This window comes from Dactylosporangium sp. NPDC051087 (assembly GCF_055586325.1).
On record NZ_JBVJIJ010000041.1, the window covers coordinates 26760 to 46918 of the forward strand.

At 67.7% G+C, this 20159-nt stretch carries 11 protein-coding genes; 10 read left to right on the forward strand and 1 reads right to left on the reverse strand.

Going from position 1 to position 20159, the window contains the following annotated elements; all coding sequences use genetic code 11:
• Window positions 1-122 precede the first annotated feature (122 nt).
• Window positions 123-989, reverse strand: coding sequence for a DeoR/GlpR family DNA-binding transcription regulator (locus ACZ6TV_RS48630; protein ID WP_465307312.1), 867 nt, complete (start codon window positions 987-989; stop codon window positions 123-125).
• Between the two features lie 224 nt (window positions 990-1213).
• Between ACZ6TV_RS48630 and ACZ6TV_RS48635 the strand changes: the two genes are divergently transcribed.
• The 10 genes from ACZ6TV_RS48635 (at window position 1214) to ACZ6TV_RS48680 (ending at window position 19630) form a co-directional block, all read left to right on the forward strand.
• Window positions 1214-2485, forward strand: a complete 1272-nt coding sequence (locus ACZ6TV_RS48635) for an ABC transporter substrate-binding protein (RefSeq protein ID WP_465307314.1) — start codon at window positions 1214-1216, stop codon at window positions 2483-2485.
• A gap of 191 nt (window positions 2486-2676) precedes the next feature.
• Window positions 2677-3504 carry a carbohydrate ABC transporter permease gene (locus tag ACZ6TV_RS48640; protein WP_465307382.1) on the forward strand — a complete coding sequence of 276 codons (828 nt, stop codon included), beginning with the start codon at window positions 2677-2679 and terminating at the stop codon, window positions 3502-3504.
• Window positions 3501-4397 (forward strand): carbohydrate ABC transporter permease, encoded by an 897-nt coding sequence (locus ACZ6TV_RS48645; protein ID WP_465307316.1) that lies wholly within the window; start codon window positions 3501-3503, stop codon window positions 4395-4397. Before ACZ6TV_RS48640 ends, ACZ6TV_RS48645 begins: the two co-directional genes overlap by 4 nt.
• A 76-nt stretch (window positions 4398-4473) precedes the next feature.
• On the forward strand, window positions 4474-7446 hold the full coding sequence (locus ACZ6TV_RS48650) for a lectin (protein ID WP_465307318.1): 2973 nt from the start codon (window positions 4474-4476) through the stop codon (window positions 7444-7446).
• A gap of 38 nt (window positions 7447-7484) precedes the next feature.
• Entirely contained in the window at window positions 7485-10247 is a 2763-nt protein-coding gene (locus ACZ6TV_RS48655; RefSeq protein WP_465307320.1) for a ricin-type beta-trefoil lectin domain protein, read from the forward strand.
• A gap of 75 nt (window positions 10248-10322) precedes the next feature.
• Complete coding sequence (locus tag ACZ6TV_RS48660; protein ID WP_465307322.1) at window positions 10323-11420, forward strand: RICIN domain-containing protein; 1098 nt, start codon at window positions 10323-10325, stop codon at window positions 11418-11420.
• A gap of 257 nt (window positions 11421-11677) precedes the next feature.
• A complete protein-coding gene (locus ACZ6TV_RS48665) occupies window positions 11678-14023 on the forward strand; it encodes an RICIN domain-containing protein (protein ID WP_465307324.1) in 2346 nt (781 codons plus the stop codon).
• Window positions 14024-14032: 9 nt separating this feature from the next.
• Window positions 14033-15472: a glycoside hydrolase family 76 protein gene (locus ACZ6TV_RS48670; protein WP_465307326.1), complete on the forward strand. Its 1440-nt coding sequence runs from the start codon at window positions 14033-14035 to the stop codon at window positions 15470-15472.
• A gap of 64 nt (window positions 15473-15536) precedes the next feature.
• Window positions 15537-18137 (forward strand): lectin, encoded by a 2601-nt coding sequence (locus ACZ6TV_RS48675; protein ID WP_465307328.1) that lies wholly within the window; start codon window positions 15537-15539, stop codon window positions 18135-18137.
• Between the two features lie 71 nt (window positions 18138-18208).
• Entirely contained in the window at window positions 18209-19630 is a 1422-nt protein-coding gene (locus ACZ6TV_RS48680) for an RICIN domain-containing protein (protein ID WP_465307330.1), read from the forward strand.
• The last annotated feature ends 529 nt before the right edge of the window (window positions 19631-20159 follow it).

Genomic DNA, 20159 nt, shown 5'->3' on the forward strand with positions numbered 1-20159 from the left:
AAAAGGGAAAAAAAGACCGATGGCTAATGGCGTGGAGGCAAACCGCCCCCTCCTTTGGGGTTTCCCCTCCCTGTGTGGGGGGGGGGTGGGGGGTGGGGGGGGGCCCCCCCCCCCCCCCCCCGCTACGGGATTCGGGGTGCTGATGCCATCGCGGCCAGACCGTGGTCGCCGGCGACGGCGACCTGGGCACCGGCGGCGAGCGTTTGCCGGACCGTCACGGGCACGTGCTGGTCGACCAGAAGGACTGTCTGTGGTCCGGGCGTGACAACGCGGTGCGTGGCAATGCGGTGCCAGGCGGTGTGGTCGGCAAAGCAGACGACCCGGTCCGCGACGGCTGCCACGACCCGGTTGAGATCTGCGTCGCCTTCGGCGATGTTCGCCGGCCAACCCTCAAGGTCCACCCCGTCGAATTCGATGAAGCCGGTGTCGATGTGGAGCGCATGCATGGTCTGCGATGCCAACGGGCCGGTCATGTCGTGCCGGTCGCCGAGCACGCCGCCGGTCAGCACGAGCTGCTGACCGGCGCGCTGGCGGGCACGGAACGCCTGCGCGACCGACAACGAATACGTGACTGCGGTCAGTCCGGGAACTGCCGCCAATTGCTGGGCCAGCAGGAGCGAGATCGGCCCCGCCGACAAGGCCGTCGAGGTGCCCCGCATGAAGGTGGCGGCATGAGCAGCTATCGAGGTGCGGGCGGCGCGCTGCATCACACCTGCGGTGTTGATACGCCGGGCACCGGCGCCACGTTCGGCGGGGAACCGCCGGACCGCTCCGCCGTGGACCCGCACGACGAAGCCGGCCGTGTCGAGCTCCGCCAGGTCGCGACGGAGGGTGGCGGCCGAGGCATGCAGGGCGGCGGTCAGTTGCCGCAGCGAGGCGCCGCCCTCGCGATCGATGATCTCGAGGATGGCGAGTTGTCGCGAAGAGGCCAGCATCGTTGCGAGATCATGCGCGCAGTAGGCAAGTTCTGTCAATAAGTGACCGAACATGATGGATCCAGTTCGGCAGGTCATCCGATCATGGACGTGAAACCGACAAAATACCGCGATTTGACGGCCAAATAGAACAAGTCTTGACAGAACCGAGCGCTGGGCTCAGTCTGCCCTACAGCGGTCCCCACGCTTCAACACGATCCATCAAACATGCACAGTGCCTGCGTACAGATCGACAGTTGACACCCCTTGTAAATCCCGGAGGACGAATGCGCTTCAGCATGCGCACATCAACCCTCGCCGCAGCCGGCCTCGTGCTGGCTCTGGCGGCGAGTGGCTGCGGCGCCGATGACGGTGACGGCAGCACCACCAGCGGCAGCGGTGGCAGCAAAAAGGTCGAGGTCTTCACGTGGTGGGCCGACGGCGGTGAGAAGGCCGGTTTGGACGGGCTCGTCGCGCAGTTCAAGACGGACTGTTCGCAGTTCGAGTTCGTCAATGGCGCGGTCGCCGGTGGTGCCGGCTCCAACGCCAAGCAGGTGCTCGCCTCGCGCCTGCAGCAGAGCGACCCGCCGGACACGTTCCAGGCCCACGCCGGCGCCGAGCTGTCCGACTACATCAAGGCCGGTCAGATCGAGGACCTCAGCGCCCAGTACAAGGAATGGGGGCTGAGTTCCGCGTTCCCGAAGGGTCTGGTCGACAGCCTCACCGTCGGCGGCAAGATCTACTCGGTGCCGGCGAACATCCACCGCGCCAACGTGCTGTGGGCGAACAAGACGGTCCTCGCGAACGCGGGCATCACCGCGCCGGCCACGACGCTGCCGGAGTTCTTCACCCAGCTGGACACGCTGAAGGCCAAGGGCATCGCGGCGCCGCTCGCGCTGGGCAAGGACTGGACGCAGCAGATGCTGTTCGAGGCCGTGCTCATCTCCAAGCTCGGCCCGGACAAGTTCAACGGCCTGTGGACCGGGTCCACCGACTGGGCCGGCGCCGACATCACCGACGCCATCAACGACTACAAGAAGCTGCTGACCTACAGCAACAAGGACCGCGACACGTTCGACTGGACCGACGCGGAGAAGCTGCTCATGGAGGGCAAGGCCGCGTTCCAGCTCATGGGCGACTGGGAGGCCGCGGACCTGGACGCCAAGAACTTCAAGGACTACAGCTACTCGGTGTTCCCGGGCAACGGCATGGCCTACCAGTGGCTCGCCGACTCGTTCGTGCTGCCGAAGAACGCCAAGAACCCCGAGGGCACCAAGTGCTGGCTCAAGACGCTCGGCTCGGCCGCCGGCCAGAAGGCGTTCAACGTCAAGAAGGGCTCCATCCCGGCCCGCACCGACGCTGTCGCCGCCGACTACCCGGCCTACCAGCAGGCCGCGATCGCCGACTGGGCCAAGGGCACCCCGGTCCCGTCGTGCCCGCACGGCTCGGCCTGCTCGCAGGGCTGGCAGGGCGCGGTCGGCTCCGCGCAGGGCAAGTTCTCCAGCGACGGTGACGTCGCCGGGCTGCAGAAGGCGCTCGTCGCCGCCGCCAAGCAGTTCGCCGGCAAGTAACCGTAAGCACGCGGCGGAGGCAGGCGCGCGCATGCCCTGCCTCCGCTGCGGACCACGCACCGTCAAGACGACAGGACGCCCCGGTGACCACCACCCCCGCCCCAGCCCGACACCGCCGTGTCCCACGCACGGCAATACGCCGCTGGCTGCCTGGCCTCGCGCTGCTCTCGCCGTCGCTGATCCTTCTCGGCATCTTCGTGTACGGCCTCATCGGCTGGACGCTGAAACTCTCCCTCACCGACGAGCACGACGCGTTGGGCAGCAAGGGGTTCGTCGGGCTGCGCAACTTCATGGACCTGTTCACCGAGGACATCAACGGCCGGTTCGTGCACTCGCTGAAGAATCTCCTCGTCTTCACGGTCGTGTTCATGCTCGGCGCCCTGCTGATGGGCCTGCTGTGGGCATTCCTGCTCGAACGCGGTGTGCGCGGTGAAGGGTTCTTCCGCGCCGTCTACCTGTTCCCGATGGCCGTGTCGTTCGTCGCGTCCGGCGTCGTGTGGCGGTGGCTGATGAACTCCGGCACCGGCGACTCCGCCGGCGGTCTCAATCGCATCTTCGGTGATCTGCACCTGGGGTTTCTGCAGAACCCGTGGTGGACCGACCCCGACTGGGGCATGGCCGCCATGGCGCTGCCGGCGATCTGGCAGCTGTCCGGCTACGTGATGGCGCTGTTCCTGTCCGGGTTCCGCGGCATCCCGGCCGAACTGCGCGAGGCCGCCGCGATGGACGGCGCGTCCGGCTACCAGCTCTACCGGCACGTCATCTTCCCGCAGCTGACCCCGACCGCGCTGTCGGCGCTGATCATCCTCGGGCACATGTCGATGAAGATGTTCGACCTCATCATGAGCGTCTCCGGTGCCCAGTGGATCACCGAGGTCCCCGCCGTCTACGTGTGGCAGACCCTGCTCACCAGCGACTACGCCAAAGCTGCCGCGATCTCGATGATCCTGCTGCTGCTCGTGGCGGTCGTCATCGTCCCCTACCTGGTCTACAACAACCGCGTGGAGCGCCGCTCATGACCGCCACCCTGACCCGCGGCGATGCGGTCACCGCGCCCGAGGCCACCCGCCGGCCGCAGGGCGGGGTCGGCCGCCGCTCACCGCTGGCCCGCACCGTCAACTACGCACTGCTGATCGGCTTCCTGCTGATCGTGCTGATGCCGGCGTACGTGCTGATCGTGACCAGCCTCAAGTCCGGCCGGGAGATCGGCGTCAACGGCCAGTGGAACCTGCCCCAGGAATGGACGCTTGTTTCCTGGGAGAAGGCTTGGACATCGCTGCGGCCGTCGTTCATCCGCACGTTCGAGCTCGCCGTACCGGTCGCCGCGATCTCCTCGATCCTCGGCGCCGCCAACGGGTTCGTGCTGTCCCGGTGGCGGTTCCCCGGCGCCGACGTCATCTTCACGCTGATCCTGTTCGGCATGTTCATCCCGTACCAGGCCGTCATGATCCCGCTGCGCTCCATCGTCCACGACATCGGTCTCCCACCGGGCATCCCGACCCTCGTCTTCGTGCACTGCGTCTACGGCATCCCCATCTGCACGCTCATCTTCCGCAACTACTACGCCACCACCGTCCCCGTCGAGATCATCGAAGCCAGCCGCGTCGACGGCGCCGGCATGCTGCGCACCTTCGCATCCGTGATCCTGCCGCTGTCCGCACCCGGGTTCGTGGTCACCGTCATCTGGCAGTTCACCTCGGCCTGGAACGACTACCTCTTTGCCATCTTCATGTCCAACACCCGTAACGGACCCATCACCATCGCACTCAACGCCCTCGCCGGCGCCCAGTCCCCGGACTACGCCGCGTCGATGGCCGGTGCCCTCATCGCCTCCCTGCCCACCCTCCTCGTCTACATCGTCCTCGGCCGCTGGTTCATCGGCGGACTGATGGCCGGCTCCGTCAAGAGCTGACGACACCGAAGTCGCACTCGTCCCGCCAGACCAGTCGATCTTGGAGTAGTGCATGCGTCAATCGATAGCGATCGCCTTGCTGTTGGTCGGAAGCCTGGTGGTGCTCCCCGCCGCCCAGGCTGCGGCGGCCCCCGTCGCGGATCCCGCGGCGATCGTCAACCCGCTGCTCGGCACTTCGCATGAGGGCAACACGTTCCCAGGCGCGGACGCGCCGTTCGGGATGGTGCAGTGGAGCCCGGATACGCCGTCGCGGCCGCCGGGCGGCAACTACGCCTACAGCGACTCCACGATCACCGGTTTCAGCCTGACGCACCTGTCCGGGCCGGGCTGCAACGCGATGGCCGACATCCCGATCCTGCCGACGACCGGCGCGGTCAACGGGACCGCGACGGCGGGCTTCTCGCACGCCAACGAGTCCGCGAGCGCCGGCCAGTACACGGTGACCCTCGGCAATGGGGTCAAGACCGAGCTCACCACCACGACCAGATCGGGCATGGCCCGGTTCACGTTCCCGCAGACGAACCAGGCCAATCTGCTGTTCAAGCTCGGCGCCGCGGCCACGAACACCAACGACATCAAGTTCTCGGTGCTCAGCAGCACCGAGGTCGCCGGATCGGTCACGTCAGGCCACTTCTGCGCGTCGAGCCCCACCTACACGCTGTACTTCAACATGGTGTTCGACCGGCCGTTCAGCTCGAACGGCGCGTTCACCAACGGCAACTCGGTGACGTTCGACGCCAGCTCCAACCGGATCGTGCAGGCGAAGGTCGGGCTGTCCTACGTCTCCGGCGACGGCGCGCGGGCGAACCGCGCGACGGAGAACCCGAACTGGAACTTCGACGCCACCCGCCAGGCCACCAAGGACGCCTGGAACCAGCTGCTCCGCAAGATCCAGATCTCCGGCGGCACCGCCGACCAGCAGGTCGTGTTCTACACCGCGCTGTACCACGCGCTGCTGCACCCGAACGTCGTGTCCGACGTGGACGGCCGCTACCGCGGCTTCGACCACGTCGTGCACACCGTCGGCGGCGGTCAGCAGGCGCAGTACGGCATGTACTCCGGCTGGGACATCTACCGCTCCCAGGCGCAGCTGCACGCCCTGGTCGCACCCAGGCAGGCGAGCGACAGCGCCCAGTCCCTCGTGAACGACTACGCCCAGAACGGGCTGCTGCCGAAATGGACCATCGGCGAGTACGACACCTACGTGATGAACGGCGACTCCGCGCCCATCATCATCGCCGACTACCACGCGTTCGGCGCTCGCGGCTTCGACACGGCCGCGGCGAAGAACGCGATGGTCCGGCAGGGCACCGTCGTCAACAGCATCCGCACCGGCCTGGAGTACTCGTCGAACTACGGCTACCTGCCGTCGGACGCGACCTACCCCTACGGCTTCTACGGCCCCGTCGCCACCAACCTCGAGTACGCCACGACGGACTTCGCCACCGGCGCGTTCGCCGGCGCGCTCGGCGACACCGCCACCCGGGACCAGCTCATCAACCGCGCCCAGAACTGGCGCAACTCGTTCAACCCGGCCAGCGGGTTCATGCAGCCACGGCAGAAGGACGGCTCGTGGCGGGCCGGGTTCACCCCGACCAGCAGCGACGGCTTCGTCGAAGGCACGTCCTGGCAGTACACCGGCATGGTCCCGTTCAACCTGCGCGGCCTCGCCGACGCCAAGGGCGGCAACGCGGCCATGGTGTCCTACCTGGACAACGTGCTGTCCAACCTGCACGGCGGCTCAGGCGGCACCGCGTTCGCCGACCTCGGCAACGAGCCGTCGATGAACCTGCCCTGGGCGTACAACGCCGTCGGCCAGCCATGGAAGGCCCAGGCGAAGGTCCGCCAGGTGCAGAACGAGCTGTGGCCGAACTCGCCGGCGAACTGGGGCGTCGGCAACGACGACCTCGGCACGATGAGCGCCTGGTACGTGTTCTCGGCGATCGGCATGTACCCCTACAACCCCGGCACCGCCGACCTGGCCCTGGGCAGCCCGCTCTTCACGACGGTCACCGTCGCGCTCGGTGGGGGCGGCACCATCACCGTCAACGCGCCGCAGGCCGCGACCAACGCGCCGTACATCCAGAGCGCCACCCTCAACGGCGCGAACTGGAACAACGCCTACCTCCCGGCGAGCTTCGCGACCGGCGGCGGCACCCTGAACCTGACCCTCGGCACCAACCCCAACACGTCATGGGCGACGGCCGCATCCTCAGGCCTACCGTCCTACGGCGGGACCGGCGGCGCGCAGCCACCGGCGACCCTGGTCGGACCGACCGGCGCCGTGACCTCGGGCGTGGCCGGCAAGTGCCTCGACGCCGCGGGTGGCAGCACCGCCAGCGGCACCGCCGCGCAGAGCTACGACTGCAACGGCAGCGCCGCCCAGAAGTGGACGCTGCAGGGCGACAACACCGTGATGCTCGGCGGCAAGTGCCTCGACGTCAACGGCGGCGGCCTCGCCAACAACAGCAAGGTCCAGCTGTGGGACTGCAACCTCGGCAACGCCCAGCAATGGCTCTACCAGCCGGCCACCGGCGCGCTGAAGAACCCGGCGTCCGGGCGCTGCCTGGACGTGCCGGGCGGCAGCACCACCAACGGCACCCAGCTCGTCATCTGGGACTGCACCGGCAGCACGAACCAGCGCTGGACCCTGCCGAAGACCCGCACCGGGACGGTCGTGTCCGGCAACTCCGGCAAGTGCCTCGACGACAACGCCGCCAGCAGGGCCAACGGCACGAAGATCCAGATCTGGAGCTGCAACGGCTCATCCGCCCAGTCGATCCACCTCCCCGGCGACGGGACGCTGCGGATCTACAACCGGTGCGTCGACGTCACCGGCGGCAACGCCACCAACGGCACCCTCGTCGCGCTGTGGGACTGCAACGGCGGCCCCAACCAGCAGTGGACCCCGGTGAACGGCACCCTGCGCAACACCGCGACCGGCAAATGCCTGGACAACCCGGGCTCCAGCACGACCGACGGCACGCAGCTCGTCATCTGGGACTGCGGCACCGGCACCAACCAGCAGTGGGCACTGCCCCCTCAGTGACCGCAACCCACGTCCGCCAACGTGTAAGGAGACCCGCAGTGGGTTCAAAACTGCGCAACCTCGCCATCCTGGCCGCGGCATCGCTCGCCGCGACCCTCACCTACGTCATCGCCGCACCACCGGCCAGCGCCGCCACCACCAGCATCAACATCAATGGCAGCATCGTCGGGCGCACGTTCGACGGGGTCGGCGCGATCAGCGGCGGCGGCGGCAACTCCCGGCTGCTGATCGACTACCCGGAGCCGCAGCGTTCGCAGATCCTCGACTACCTGTTCAAGCCTAACTACGGCGCGCAGGTGCAGCTGCTGAAGCTGGAGATCGGCGGCGACGCCAACTCCACCGACGGCTCCGAACCGAGCCACCAGCACGTGCGCGGCGACATCAACTGCAATGTCGGCTACGAGTTCTGGCTCGGTGAGCAGGCTGTGGCCCGCAACCCTGGCATCAAGCTGGTGGCGTTGCCGTGGGCGGCGCCGGGCTGGATCGGCGGCGGCAACTTCTGGTCCCAGGACATGATCGACTACGACATCTCCTGGCTGAACTGCGCCAAGGGCCACGGCCTGAACATCAGCTACCTCGGCGGCTGGAACGAGCGCGGCCACGACAGCGGCTGGTACAAGAACCTCCGGAGCGGGCTGAACAACGCCGGCTACGGCGGCGTGCAGATCGTCGGTGACGACAGCGGCTGGGGCATGGCCGACGAGTTCGGCGACACCGCCCTCAAGAACGCCGTCGGGGTGCTCGGCAACCACTACGTCTGTGGTTACCTGTCCCAGGCGGAGTCGTGCGGTACCTCCACCAACGCCAGAAACAGCGGCAAGCCGATGTGGGCCAGCGAGTTCGGCTCCCAGGACGACAACGACGGCGTGGTGCCCTACATCCGCACCGTCAACCGCGGCTACCTGGACGCCGAGCTGTCCGGGTTCATGAACTGGCCGCTGCTGGCCGCGATCACATCGAACCTGCCCTACTCGACGGTCGGGCTGATGGACGCGAACTCGCCGTGGTCCGGGTCCTACCGGGTCGGCAAGAACCTGTGGGCGAACGCGCACTACGGCCAGTTCACCGCGCCCGGCTGGAAGTACCTGAACAGCTCCGCCAGCGGCTACCTGGGCGGGAACCGCGCGAACGGCAGCTACGTGTCGCTGAAGTCGACCAACAACACCGACTACTCCACGATCTACGAGACCAGCGGCACCACGTCGACGCAGACGGTCAACGTGACGGTGTCCGGCGGGCTGAGCACCGGCACGGTCCGGGTGTGGTCGACCGACATGGGTTCGTCGAACCCGGCCGACTACTTCGTGCGGCAGGCCGACATCCAGCCCTCCAACGGCTCGTACACGCTGACCATGCAGCCGAACCGGATCTACACCCTGACCACCACCAACGGCCAGGGCAAGGGCACGGCCGCCAGCCCCGTGCAGTCCAAGCTGAACCTGCCGTACACCGACAACTTCGACGCCTACGCGGTGCGCAAGTCGCCGAAGTACTTCCAGGACATGCAGGGCTCGTACGAGACCCTCGCCTGCGCCGCCGGTCGGGGCGGCACCTGCCTGCAGCAGATCGCGCCGATCAAGCCGATCAACTGGCAGGACGACAGCGACGCGTTCACCCTCGTCGGCGACCCGAACTGGACCGACTACACGGTCAGCCTCGACGTCAACATGCAGCAGGCCGGCACCGTGACGCTCCTGGGCCGGGCCAACATCCAGAAGCGGCCGCAGCGCAACCAGGCCGCGTACCAGCTGCGGATCAATAACAACGGCGGCTGGTCGATCGCCAAGAACACCAGCGGCGGCATCCTGACCACCCTCGCCTCCGGCACCCGCTCGGCGCTGGGCCTCAACAGCTGGCACAACCTCAAGCTCAGCTTCTCCGGCAACCAGATCACCGCCATCGCCGACGGCGTCACCCTCGGCACCGCCAATGACCGGTCGTTCGTCACCGGCCAGGTCGGCGTCGGCGTCGTCGGGTACCAGACCAACCAGTTCGACAACCTCAGCGTCACCGCCAACCCGGCCGGCAACCTCGGCGGCATCCTCAAGGGCCAGGAGTCCGGCCTGTGCATCGACGTCCCCGGCTACAGCACCACCAACGGCACCGCCGTCAACCTGTGGAACTGCAACGGCGGCACCAACCAGAGCTGGACGCTGACCCCGGCAAAGCAGCTGCAGTACGGCAGCAAGTGCCTGGACGTGAACGCCGGCGGCACCGCTGACGGCTCCGTCGTGCAGATCTACGACTGCAACAACTCCGCCGCCCAGCATTGGAACGTCAACCCGGACGGCTCCGTCGTCAACATCGGCTCCGGCAAGTGCCTCGACGCCACCGGCCACGGCACCGTCAACGGCACCGGCATCGTCATCTGGGGCTGCAACGGCGGACCCAACCAGAAATGGGCCCGCGCCGCCGTCGACGGCATCCTCAAGGGCACCGAGTCCGGCAAATGCGTCGACGTGCCCGGCAACAACACCGGCAACGGCAGCCGGCCCGCCCTGTGGGACTGCAACAACGGCAACAACCAGGCGTGGACGTCGACCGAGACCAACGCGCTCAAGGTCTTCGACAGCAAGTGCCTCGAGGCCGCCGGCGGCGCCACCGCCGACAACACCCCGGTCCAGATCTGGGACTGCAACGGCTCCGCCGCCCAGCAATGGCAGCTGCGCTGGGACGGCGCGGTCATCAACGTCGGCTCCGGCAAGTGCCTCGACGTGATCGGGCACGGCACCGCCAACAACACCCAGTTCGTCATCTGGCCGTGCAACGGCGCCGCCAACCAGAAGTTCACCCGTAGCTAGCCCCGCCCCATCGCAGGCCGTCCCGGGCGCCGCCACGCCCGGGACGGCCGTGGCCCGTAGCGAAGGAGATCATCCGTGCGCCTTCCCCTCGGCATCGCCGCGCTCGCGCTTGCCGCCACCGCGAGCCTCGCGTTCACCGCTCCCGCCGACGCCGCCGAGTCCAACGGCGGAGCGAGAATCATGCCGCTCGGCGCGTCGATCACTGACGGGTTCACCGTCCCGGGCGGCTACCGCATCGGCCTGTGGCAGCGACTCGCAGGCGCCGGCTACACCATCGACTTCGTCGGATCCGCCGCCAACGGGCCCGCTTCCCTGCCCGACCACGACCACGAGGGTCACTCCGGGTGGCGCATCGACCAGATCGACGCGAACGTCGTCGGCTGGATGCGTGCCACCAACCCCCGCACGATCCTGCTGCACATCGGCACCAACGACGTCAACCAGGACTACGACCTGGCGAACGCCCCGGCCAGGCTGTCCGCGCTCATCGACAAGATCCGGGCGACCGGCCCGCAGGTGGAGCTCTTCGTCGCCCAGATCGCCCCCGAGGCCGACCCGGCCCGCGAGGCGAAGGTCAAGACCTTCAACGCGGCGATCCCCGGCGTGGTCGCGCAGAAGGGCCCGAAGACGCACCTCGTCGACATGCACGCCGTGGTCGCCGTGACCGACCTCGCCGACGGCGTCCACCCGACCGCGGCCGGCTACGACAAGATGGCGTCCCGCTGGTACACCGCGCTGCTGGCGGTGCCCGGCAGCGTCAGCAACGGCGGCGCCCCGCCGGTCGGCACGGCCGTCTCGATCGTCAACCCCCAGTCCCAACGCTGCCTGGACGTGTCCGGTGCCGGCACCGCCAACGGCACCCAGGCGCTCATCTGGGACTGCAAGGGCAGCAGCAATCAGCGCTGGACCCGCACCGCGGCCGGGGAACTGCGCGTCTACGGCGACCGCTGCCTCGACGTCAACGCCGGTGGCAGCACGAACGGCACAAAAATGCAGATCTGGACCTGCAACGGCGGCACGAACCAGCGGTTCACGTTCAACGCCGACGGCACCATCGCCGGTGCGAGCTCCGGCAAATGCGTCGACGTGAACGCCAACGGCACGGCGAACGGCACCCTTGTGCAGCTGTGGGGATGCAACAGCACCGGCGCCCAGCGATGGTCCGTGCGGTGAGTCGCACCGGATCACTGCCGCGCTGCGGCGGCGCTCGTGCCCCTCCAGCGTCGCCGTCGAGTACGGAAACAATGCCGGCATTACGACAACGTCGACCTTCTGTTCGATCTGGTCCGCCAACCGTCATCGAACCGCGCCCACCCGCGGCGCCCTTGCGCATCCCGGCTGGCCTCCTCCCGATCGTTCCGCCAGACATCGAGGAGAACACGCACATGCACCATGCTTCACGCGGACGAAGAGTCCGAAGTATCGCCGTCATGGCCGCCGCAGCGCTCGCGGCGACCACCGCATACATCGTCGCCGCCACACCGGCGAGCGCCGCCACCACCAGCATCAACATCAACGGCGGCATCGTCGGGCGCACGTTCGACGGGGTCGGCGCGATCAGCGGCGGCGGCGGCAACTCCCGGCTGCTGATCGACTACCCGGAGCCGCAGCGTTCGCAGATCCTCGACTACCTGTTCAAGCCCAACTACGGCGCGCAGGTGCAGCTGCTGAAGCTGGAGATCGGCGGCGACGCCAACTCCACCGACGGCTCCGAACCCTCGCACCAGCACGTCCGCGGCGACATCAACTGCAATGTCGGCTACGAGTTCTGGCTCGGTGAGCAGGCTGTGGCCCGCAACCCTGGCATCAAGCTGGTGGCGTTGCCGTGGGCGGCGCCGGGCTGGATCGGCGGCGGCAACTTCTGGTCCCAGGACATGATCGACTACGACATCTCCTGGCTGAACTGCGCCAAGGGCCACGGCCTGAACATCAGCTACCTCGGCGGCTGGAACGAGCGCGGCCACGACAGCGGCTGGTACAAGAACCTCCGGAGCGGGCTGAACAACGCCGGCTACGGCAGTGTGCAGATCGTCGGTGACGACAGCGGCTGGAGCATGGCCGACGAGTTCGGCGACACCACGCTGAAGAACGCCGTCGGGGTGCTCGGCAACCACTACGTGTGCGGCTACCTGTCGCAGGCCGACTCGTGCAGCACCACGACGAACGCCCGCAACAGCGGCAAGCCGTTGTGGGCCAGCGAGTTCGGGTCGCAGGACGACAACAGCGGCGTGGTGCCGTACATCCGGACCGTGAACCGCGGCTACCTGGACGCGGAGATCTCCGGGTACATGAACTGGCCGCTGATCGCGGCGATCACCCCGAACCTGCCGTACTCGACGGTCGGCCTGATGGACGCCGGTTCGCCGTGGTCCGGGTCCTACCGGGTGGGCAAGAACCTGTGGGCGAACGCGCACTACGGGCAGTTCACCGCCCCCGGGTGGAAGTATTTGAACAGCTCGGCGAGCGGCTACCTGGGCGGGAACCGCGCGAACGGCAGTTATGTGTCGCTGAAATCCAGTAACAACACGGATTACTCGACGATCTACGAGACCAGCGGCACCACGTCGACGCAGACGGTCAACGTCACCGTGTCCGGCGGGCTGAGCACCGGCACGGTGCACGTGTGGTCGACCGACATGGGTTCGACGAACCCGTCGACGTACTTCGTCAAGCAGACCGACATCCAGCCGTCCAACGGCAGCTACAGCCTCACCATGCAGCCCAACCGGATCTACACCCTGACCACCACCACCGGCCAGTCCAAGGGCGGTGCGGTGAGCCCGGCGAGCAACACGCTGAGCCTGCCGTATACCGACAACTTCGACAGCTACACGGTGCGCAAGTCGCCGAAGTACTTCGAGGACATGCAGGGTTCCTACGAGACCCGCGCCTGCGCCGCCGGACGGACCGGCACGTGCCTGCAGCAGGTCGCGCCGCAGCGGCCGATCAACTGGCAGGACGACAGCGACGCGTTCACCCTCGTCGGCGACCCCGCGTGGAACAACTACACGGTCAGCCTCGACGTCAACATGCAGCAGGCCGGCACCGTCACACTGCTCGGCCGGGCCAACACCCAGCTGCGCCCGCAGAACCGGCAGGCCGCCTACCAGCTGCGGGTCAGCAACACCGGCGGTTGGTCGATCGTGCGCCACGGCAGCGACAATTCCAACACGACACTGAATTCCGGTACCCGGGCGGCGCTGGGCCTCAACAGCTGGCACAACCTGAAGCTCGGGTTCTCCGGCACGCAGATCACCGCCCAGATCGACAACACGGTCGTCGGTACCGCCAGCGACGGCTCCTTCGGCGGCGGGATGGCCGGCGTCGGCGTCGTGGGCTACCAGACCAACCAGTTCGACAACCTCAGCGTCACCGCCAACGCCGGCCCGGTCCTCAGCGTCCTCAAGGGCACCGAGTCCGGCCGGTGCGTCGACGTGCCCGGCGCCACCCAGGCGAACAGCACCAGGGTCGCGCTGTGGGACTGCAACGGCGGCGCCAACCAGCAGTGGGTGGCGACCGGTTCGCGGCAGCTGCAGGTGTACGGCAGCAAGTGCCTGGACGTCAGCGGCGGCAGCACGGCCGACGGGGCAGCGGTCATCATCTACGACTGCACCGGCGGCACCAACCAGCAGTGGACCGTCAACGCCGACGGCTCCGTCGTCAGCGTCGCGTCCGGCAAGTGCCTGGACGCGACCGCGCACGGCACCGCCAACGGCACCCTCCTGCAGATCTGGACCTGCAACGGCGGCGCCAACCAGCGCTGGTCGCGGAGCTGAGGACAACCCATGCGAAAGATATTGTCCGGCCTCGCGGCCGCAGCCATGGCACTGGGCGTATTGGTGGGTGTGACGGGCACCGCCGAGGCAGCCACCCCGGCGTCCAACAGCATCGGTGTGCTGATGAAGTCCTACGACAGCAACTCCGGCCGGATCGGTGGCGGCTGGTGGACCGGGGCGGTAGCGCTGAGCACGGTGATGACCTACCGGCAGGCGACCGGCGACACCCAGTACGACTACGCGATCTCCGAGGCGTTCGCGAAGAACAAGAACTTCACCAACGAATACATCGACGACACCGGCTGGTGGGCGCTGGTCTGGATCCAGGCCTACGACATCACGGGCAACAAGAACTACCTGAACATGGCCGAAACCACGACCAAGTACATGCACAGCTACTGGGACACCCAGTGCGGCGGCGGCGTGTACTGGCACACCGACAAGAAATACAAAGCGTCCATCGCCAACGAGCTGTTCCTGGCCGCGACCGCGGGGCTGCACAACCGGATCCCAGGCGACACCACCTACCTGGGCTGGGCCAACGAGGAGTGGAACTGGTTCAAGAACTCCGGCCTGATCAGCAACAACCTCGTCCGGGACGGGCAGAACGTGCCCGGCTGCGGATACAGCACCGCCGTCTTCAGCTACAACCAGGGTGTGGTCCTGCAAGGCCTGATCGAGCTGTCCAAAGCCACCGGCAACACGGCGTTGCTCACCACGGCGAAGCAGATCGCGTCGGCCGGTGTCGCCCGGTTCAACCGCAACAACGTCCTGTATGACGGCTGCGAGCCGAACTGTACCGGCGACGGCCAGTCGTTCAAGGGCATCTTCATCCGCTACCTGCGGGCCTTGGCGACGGCGACGAACACCACCGAATGGGACTCCTTCATGACCACGACCGCCAACTCGATCCTGGCCAACGACACCAATGCCGCCGGTCAGCAGGGCAACTCGTTCGTCGGGCCGTTCGCGTTGTGGACCTACAACACCCAGGCCGCCGCTGCGGCCGCCCTGGTCGCCGCATTGGGCAGCACCGTCCCGCCGACGACACCGCCCACACCGGTCGGCAACGTGCTGAAGGGCGCCGAATCCGGCAGGTGCGTCGACGTGCCCGGCGCCACCCAGAACAACAGCACCCGGGTCACGCTGTGGGACTGCAACGGCGGCGCCAACCAGCGGTGGGCCACAACCGGTTCGCGGCAACTGCAGGTGTACGGCAGCAAGTGCCTCGACGTGAGCGGCGCCAGCACCGCCGACGGCGCGGCGGTCATCATCTACGACTGCCACGGCGGCACCAACCAGCAGTGGACGCTCAACGACAACGGCACCGTCGTCAGCGTCGCCTCCGGCAAATGCCTCGACGCGACCGCACACGGCACCGCCAACAGCACCCTCCTGCAGATCTGGACCTGCAACGGCGGCGCTAACCAACGCTGGTCGCGCAGCTGACATCACATCGTGGCGGCCCGCCTGCCGAGCCCGGCGGGCTGGCCGTTGAACCTAGGAGACAGACATGAGAAGACGTTGGTGGTGCGCCCCGGCCGTCCTGGCCCTCGGCGCGTTCGGTCTCGTCACGCTGCCGGTCACCGCCGCCTCGGCTGCGGTCGCCGACCCGGCGGCGCTGGTCAACCCGCTGCTGGGCACCTCGAACGGCGGCAACACGTTCCCCGGCGCGGTCGTGCCGTTCGGCATGGTCCAGTGGAGCCCCGACACGCCGTCCCGGCCGCCGGGCGGCAACTACGCCTACAGCGACACCAGTATCACCGGGTTCAGCCTCAACCACCTGTCCGGCCCCGGCTGCAACGCCACCGCCGACGTGCCGATCCTGCCGACGGTCGGCGCGGTCAACGGCTCGGCGACCTCGACGTTCTCGCACGCCAACGAGACGGCGACGGCCGGCGCGTACACCGTGACGCTCGGCAACGGGGTGAAGACCGAGCTGACCACGACCACCCGCACGGGTATGGCCCGCTTCACGTTCCCGCAGACCAGCCAGGCCAACCTGCTGTTCAAGCTGGGTTCGGCGGGCACCCGCACCGACGCGCAGAGCTTCACCCGGGTCTCCAGCACCGAGATCCGGGGCTGGATCACGTCCGGGCACTTCTGCGCCGACAGCCCGACCTACACGCTGCGCTTCAGCATGGTCTTCGACCGGCCGATGACGTCCGACGGTACGTTCAGCGGCGGCAACTCCGTCACGTTCGACGCCTCGTCCAACCGGGTCGTGCAGGCGAAGGTCGGCGTGTCGTTCGTGTCGGACGCCAACGCGGCGCTCAACCGCAGCACGGAGAACCCGGGCTGGGACTTCGACGGCGTCAGGACCGCCGCGCACAACGCGTGGAACGACAAACTCAACAAGATCAAAATCAGCGGCGGCACCGGCGACCAGCAGAAGATCTTCTACACCGCGCTGTACCACTCGCTGATCCACCCCAACGTCTACAGCGACGTGAACGGCCAGTACACCGGCTTCGACCGGCAGACGCACACGGTCGGCGGGGCGCAGAAGGGGCAGTACGCGACGTTCTCCGGCTGGGACATTTACCGTTCCCAGGCGCAGCTGCACGCCCTCGTCGACCCGCAGTCGGCCAGCGACGCGGCGCAGTCGCTGATCAACGACTACAACCAGAACGGCGGGTTCCTGCCGAAGTGGACCCTGAACCACGCCGACACCGACGTGATGAACGGTGACCCCGCGCCGATCATCATCTCCGACTACCACGCATTCGGCGCACGCAACTTCGACACCACCGCCGCGAAGAACGCGATGGTGGCCCAGGGCAACGCCCAGAACAAGATCCGCAAGGGCAACCGGTACATCGACACCATCGGTTACCTACCCACCGACGGCACCTACGAGAGCGGCTTCTACGGCCCGACGGCCACGACCCTCGAATACGCGACGTCCGACTTCGCGATCGGGGCCATGGCCGGCCGCCTCGGCGACACGGCCAACCAGACCAGGTTCGTCAACCGGGCCCAGTCGTGGCGCAACGTGTTCAACCCGGCCACCGGCTTCATGCAGGGCAAGCAGCTCAACGGTCAGTGGCGGCCCGGCTTCGACCCGAAGAAGAGCACCGACATGGTCGAGGGCACGTCCTGGCAGTACACCGGCATGGTGCCGTTCAACCTGCGCGGCCTCGCCGACGCCAAGGGCGGCAACGCCGGCATGGTCGCTTACCTGGACAGCGTCCTGTCCAACCTGCACGGCCAGAGCAACGACTCGGACAAGGCCGACATGGGCAACGAGCCGTCGATGAACCTGCCGTGGGCGTACGACTACGTCGGCCAGCCGTGGAAGACCCAGGCGAAGGTCCGCCAGGTGCAGAACGAACTGTGGAACACCTCACCGGCCAACTGGGGCGTCGGCAACGACGACCTCGGCACGATGAGCGCCTGGTACGTCTTCTCCGCCATCGGCATGTATCCGAACACCCCCGGCACCGCCGACATGGCCCTCGGCAGCCCGCTGTTCACATCGGTCGACATCACGCTGGGCGGCGGCGGCCGGATTACGATCAGCGCACCGCAGGCGGCGACGAACGCGCCCTACGTGCAGAGCGCCTCGTTGAACGGCGCGACCTGGAACAACGCCTACCTGCCGCCGTCCTTCATCACCGGTGGCGGCACCCTGGCGTTCACCCTCGGCACCTCCGCGAACACCTCGTGGGCCACCGCGGCGTCGGCGGCGCCCCCGTCGTACAACGGCAGCGGTGCCCCCAACGCCACCGGCGTGCTGAAGGGTAACGAGTCCGGCCGGTGCGTCGACGTGCCCGGCGCTACCCAGAACAACAGCACCCAGGTCGCGTTGTGGGACTGCAACGGCGGCGCCAACCAGTCCTGGACATTCAATCCGGGCACCAGGGCGCTGACGGTGTACGGCAACAAGTGCCTGGACGTGCGCACCTCGGGCACCGCGGACGGCACGCCGGTACAGATCTACGACTGCAACAGCAGCGGCGCGCAGCAGTGGAACCTCAACGCTGATGGCTCGGTCGTGAACGTCGGGTCGGGCAAGTGCCTTGACGCCACCGGCCACGGCACCGCCAACGGCGTGCTGCTGCAGATCTGGGGCTGCAACGGCGGCACCAACCAGAAATGGGCCCGGACCTAGGTCCTTGTGCGGGACCGGTCCGCCGCCGGCGGTGCGGCGGACCGGTCCACCCTCGACAGAAAGGCAGCCCGATGGCTCGGAGAACACTGGTCGCGCTCGTCGCGGCCCTCGTAGCGGCGGCCGCAGCCGGCCTCGCGACACCGGCGCAGGCGGCCACCGTCAGCATCACCAACGGCACCCAGTTCAACGACACCAACGGCAACCCGCTCAACGCCCACGGCGGCGGCGTCATCAAAGTAGGCGACTATTACTACTGGTTCGGCGAGAACCGCAACACCGACAACACATTCCGGTACGTGTCGGTCTACCGCTCCAATGACCTGAAGAACTGGGAATGGCGCAACAATGTGCTCACCCAGGCGTCGTCGCCGCAGTTGCAGACGGCGGTCATCGAGCGGCCGAAGGTCATCTACAACAGCGCCACCGGCCAGTTCGTCATGTGGATGCACAAGGAGAACGGCCGCGACTACCTGGACGCCCAGGCCGCGGTCGCGACCTCCTCCACTGTGGACGGCAATTACACCTACCGGGGCGCGTTCCGCCCGGTCAACCAGATGTCGCGCGACATCACCCTGTTCAAGGACGACGACGGCACCGCGTACATGATCTCGGCGGCCAACGACAACAAGGATCTGCACGTGTACCGGCTGACCTCGGACTACCTGGGGATCAGCGCACAGGTCCAGAACCTGTGGCCGGGCAACTACCGCGAGGCGCCGGCCATGTTCAAGCGCAACGGCGTGTACTTCCTGCTCACGTCCGGCGCCACCGGCTGGTCACCCAACCAGCAGGAGTACGCGACCGCGTCCAGCGTGACCAGCTCCTGGTCCGGGCTGCAGAACGTCGGCGATGGCACGGCGTTCGGGTCGCAGACCGCCTACGTTCTGCCCATCCAGGGCACGCAGACCACGAGCTACCTGTACATGGGTGACCGCTGGGCCGGCGACGGCAAACAGGCCAACACGTCGACCTACGTGTGGCTGCCGTTGACCTTCCCGACGAACACCACCATGAGCATGAGTTGGACCGCCAACCTCACGGTCGACACCACGACCGGCGTCATAGGGGGCGGCGGCACCGAACAGTTCGTGGCGGCCCACAGCGGCAAGTGCCTGGACATGAAGGACGGGTACACCACCGACGGCGTCACCGCGATCCAGTGGACCTGCAGCAACGGCGGTAACCAGCGCTTCGCCCTGCAGGACGCCGGCGGCGGCTACTATCGTCTCGTCGCCCAGCACAGCGGAAAATGCCTCGACGTCAGCGGCGCCTCCACTACCGACGGTGCCGCGGTGATCCAGTGGACCTGCAACACCGCCTCCGCCAACCAGCAGTGGCAGCTGCGCCCCTCGGGCGGCGGGGTCCAGCTGGTCGCCCGGCACAGCGGCAAGTGCCTGGACGTCGCCGGCTTCTCCACCGCCGACGGCGGCGTGGTCGACCAGTGGACCTGCAACAGCGGCACCAACCAGCAGTGGGCGCAGCGCACGACATAGCCTCCGACCTCCGGACCGGTCCGTCACCCCCCACGATGGCGGACCGGTTCGTCCCGGTACCGCGGTAGCGTTGCTCGCGCATGGGTGCCCACCGACCCGCGGCTGAAACCGTGGACGCGGGTCCGGGGCCGGTGGCACGCCCCCACCGAGCGCGCAGGTGTGCGCGGAGCGCCGCCCCGGCCAACGGCTGCCTCGACGATGGCGACGGCGGGTCCTGCTGTAGGTCAGTGACAAGCCTCTCGTCCCGACCCGGTTTCGTGGCAGTGGCGGCCGCCGGCCGCCGGTTAGCGTGAGTCCAGCAGCTCGGGCCGCGTCCGCGTCCGGCGTGCCGATCGGCCTACAAGCGCGTCGCGCCCCGCATGGCGGACGCGGCGGCCGGTGTGCGTCGCCAGGATTAATATGGAGATACGTCGCATTCGGCCACTGTGTGATCACCCGTGGCATGCTTTGGTCGACGGGCGGCAGTAGGGGACCAGTCAGTGATGGGTCCTAAGGGTCACGGCGAAGTCGGACATTTCAGCAAGTCGTC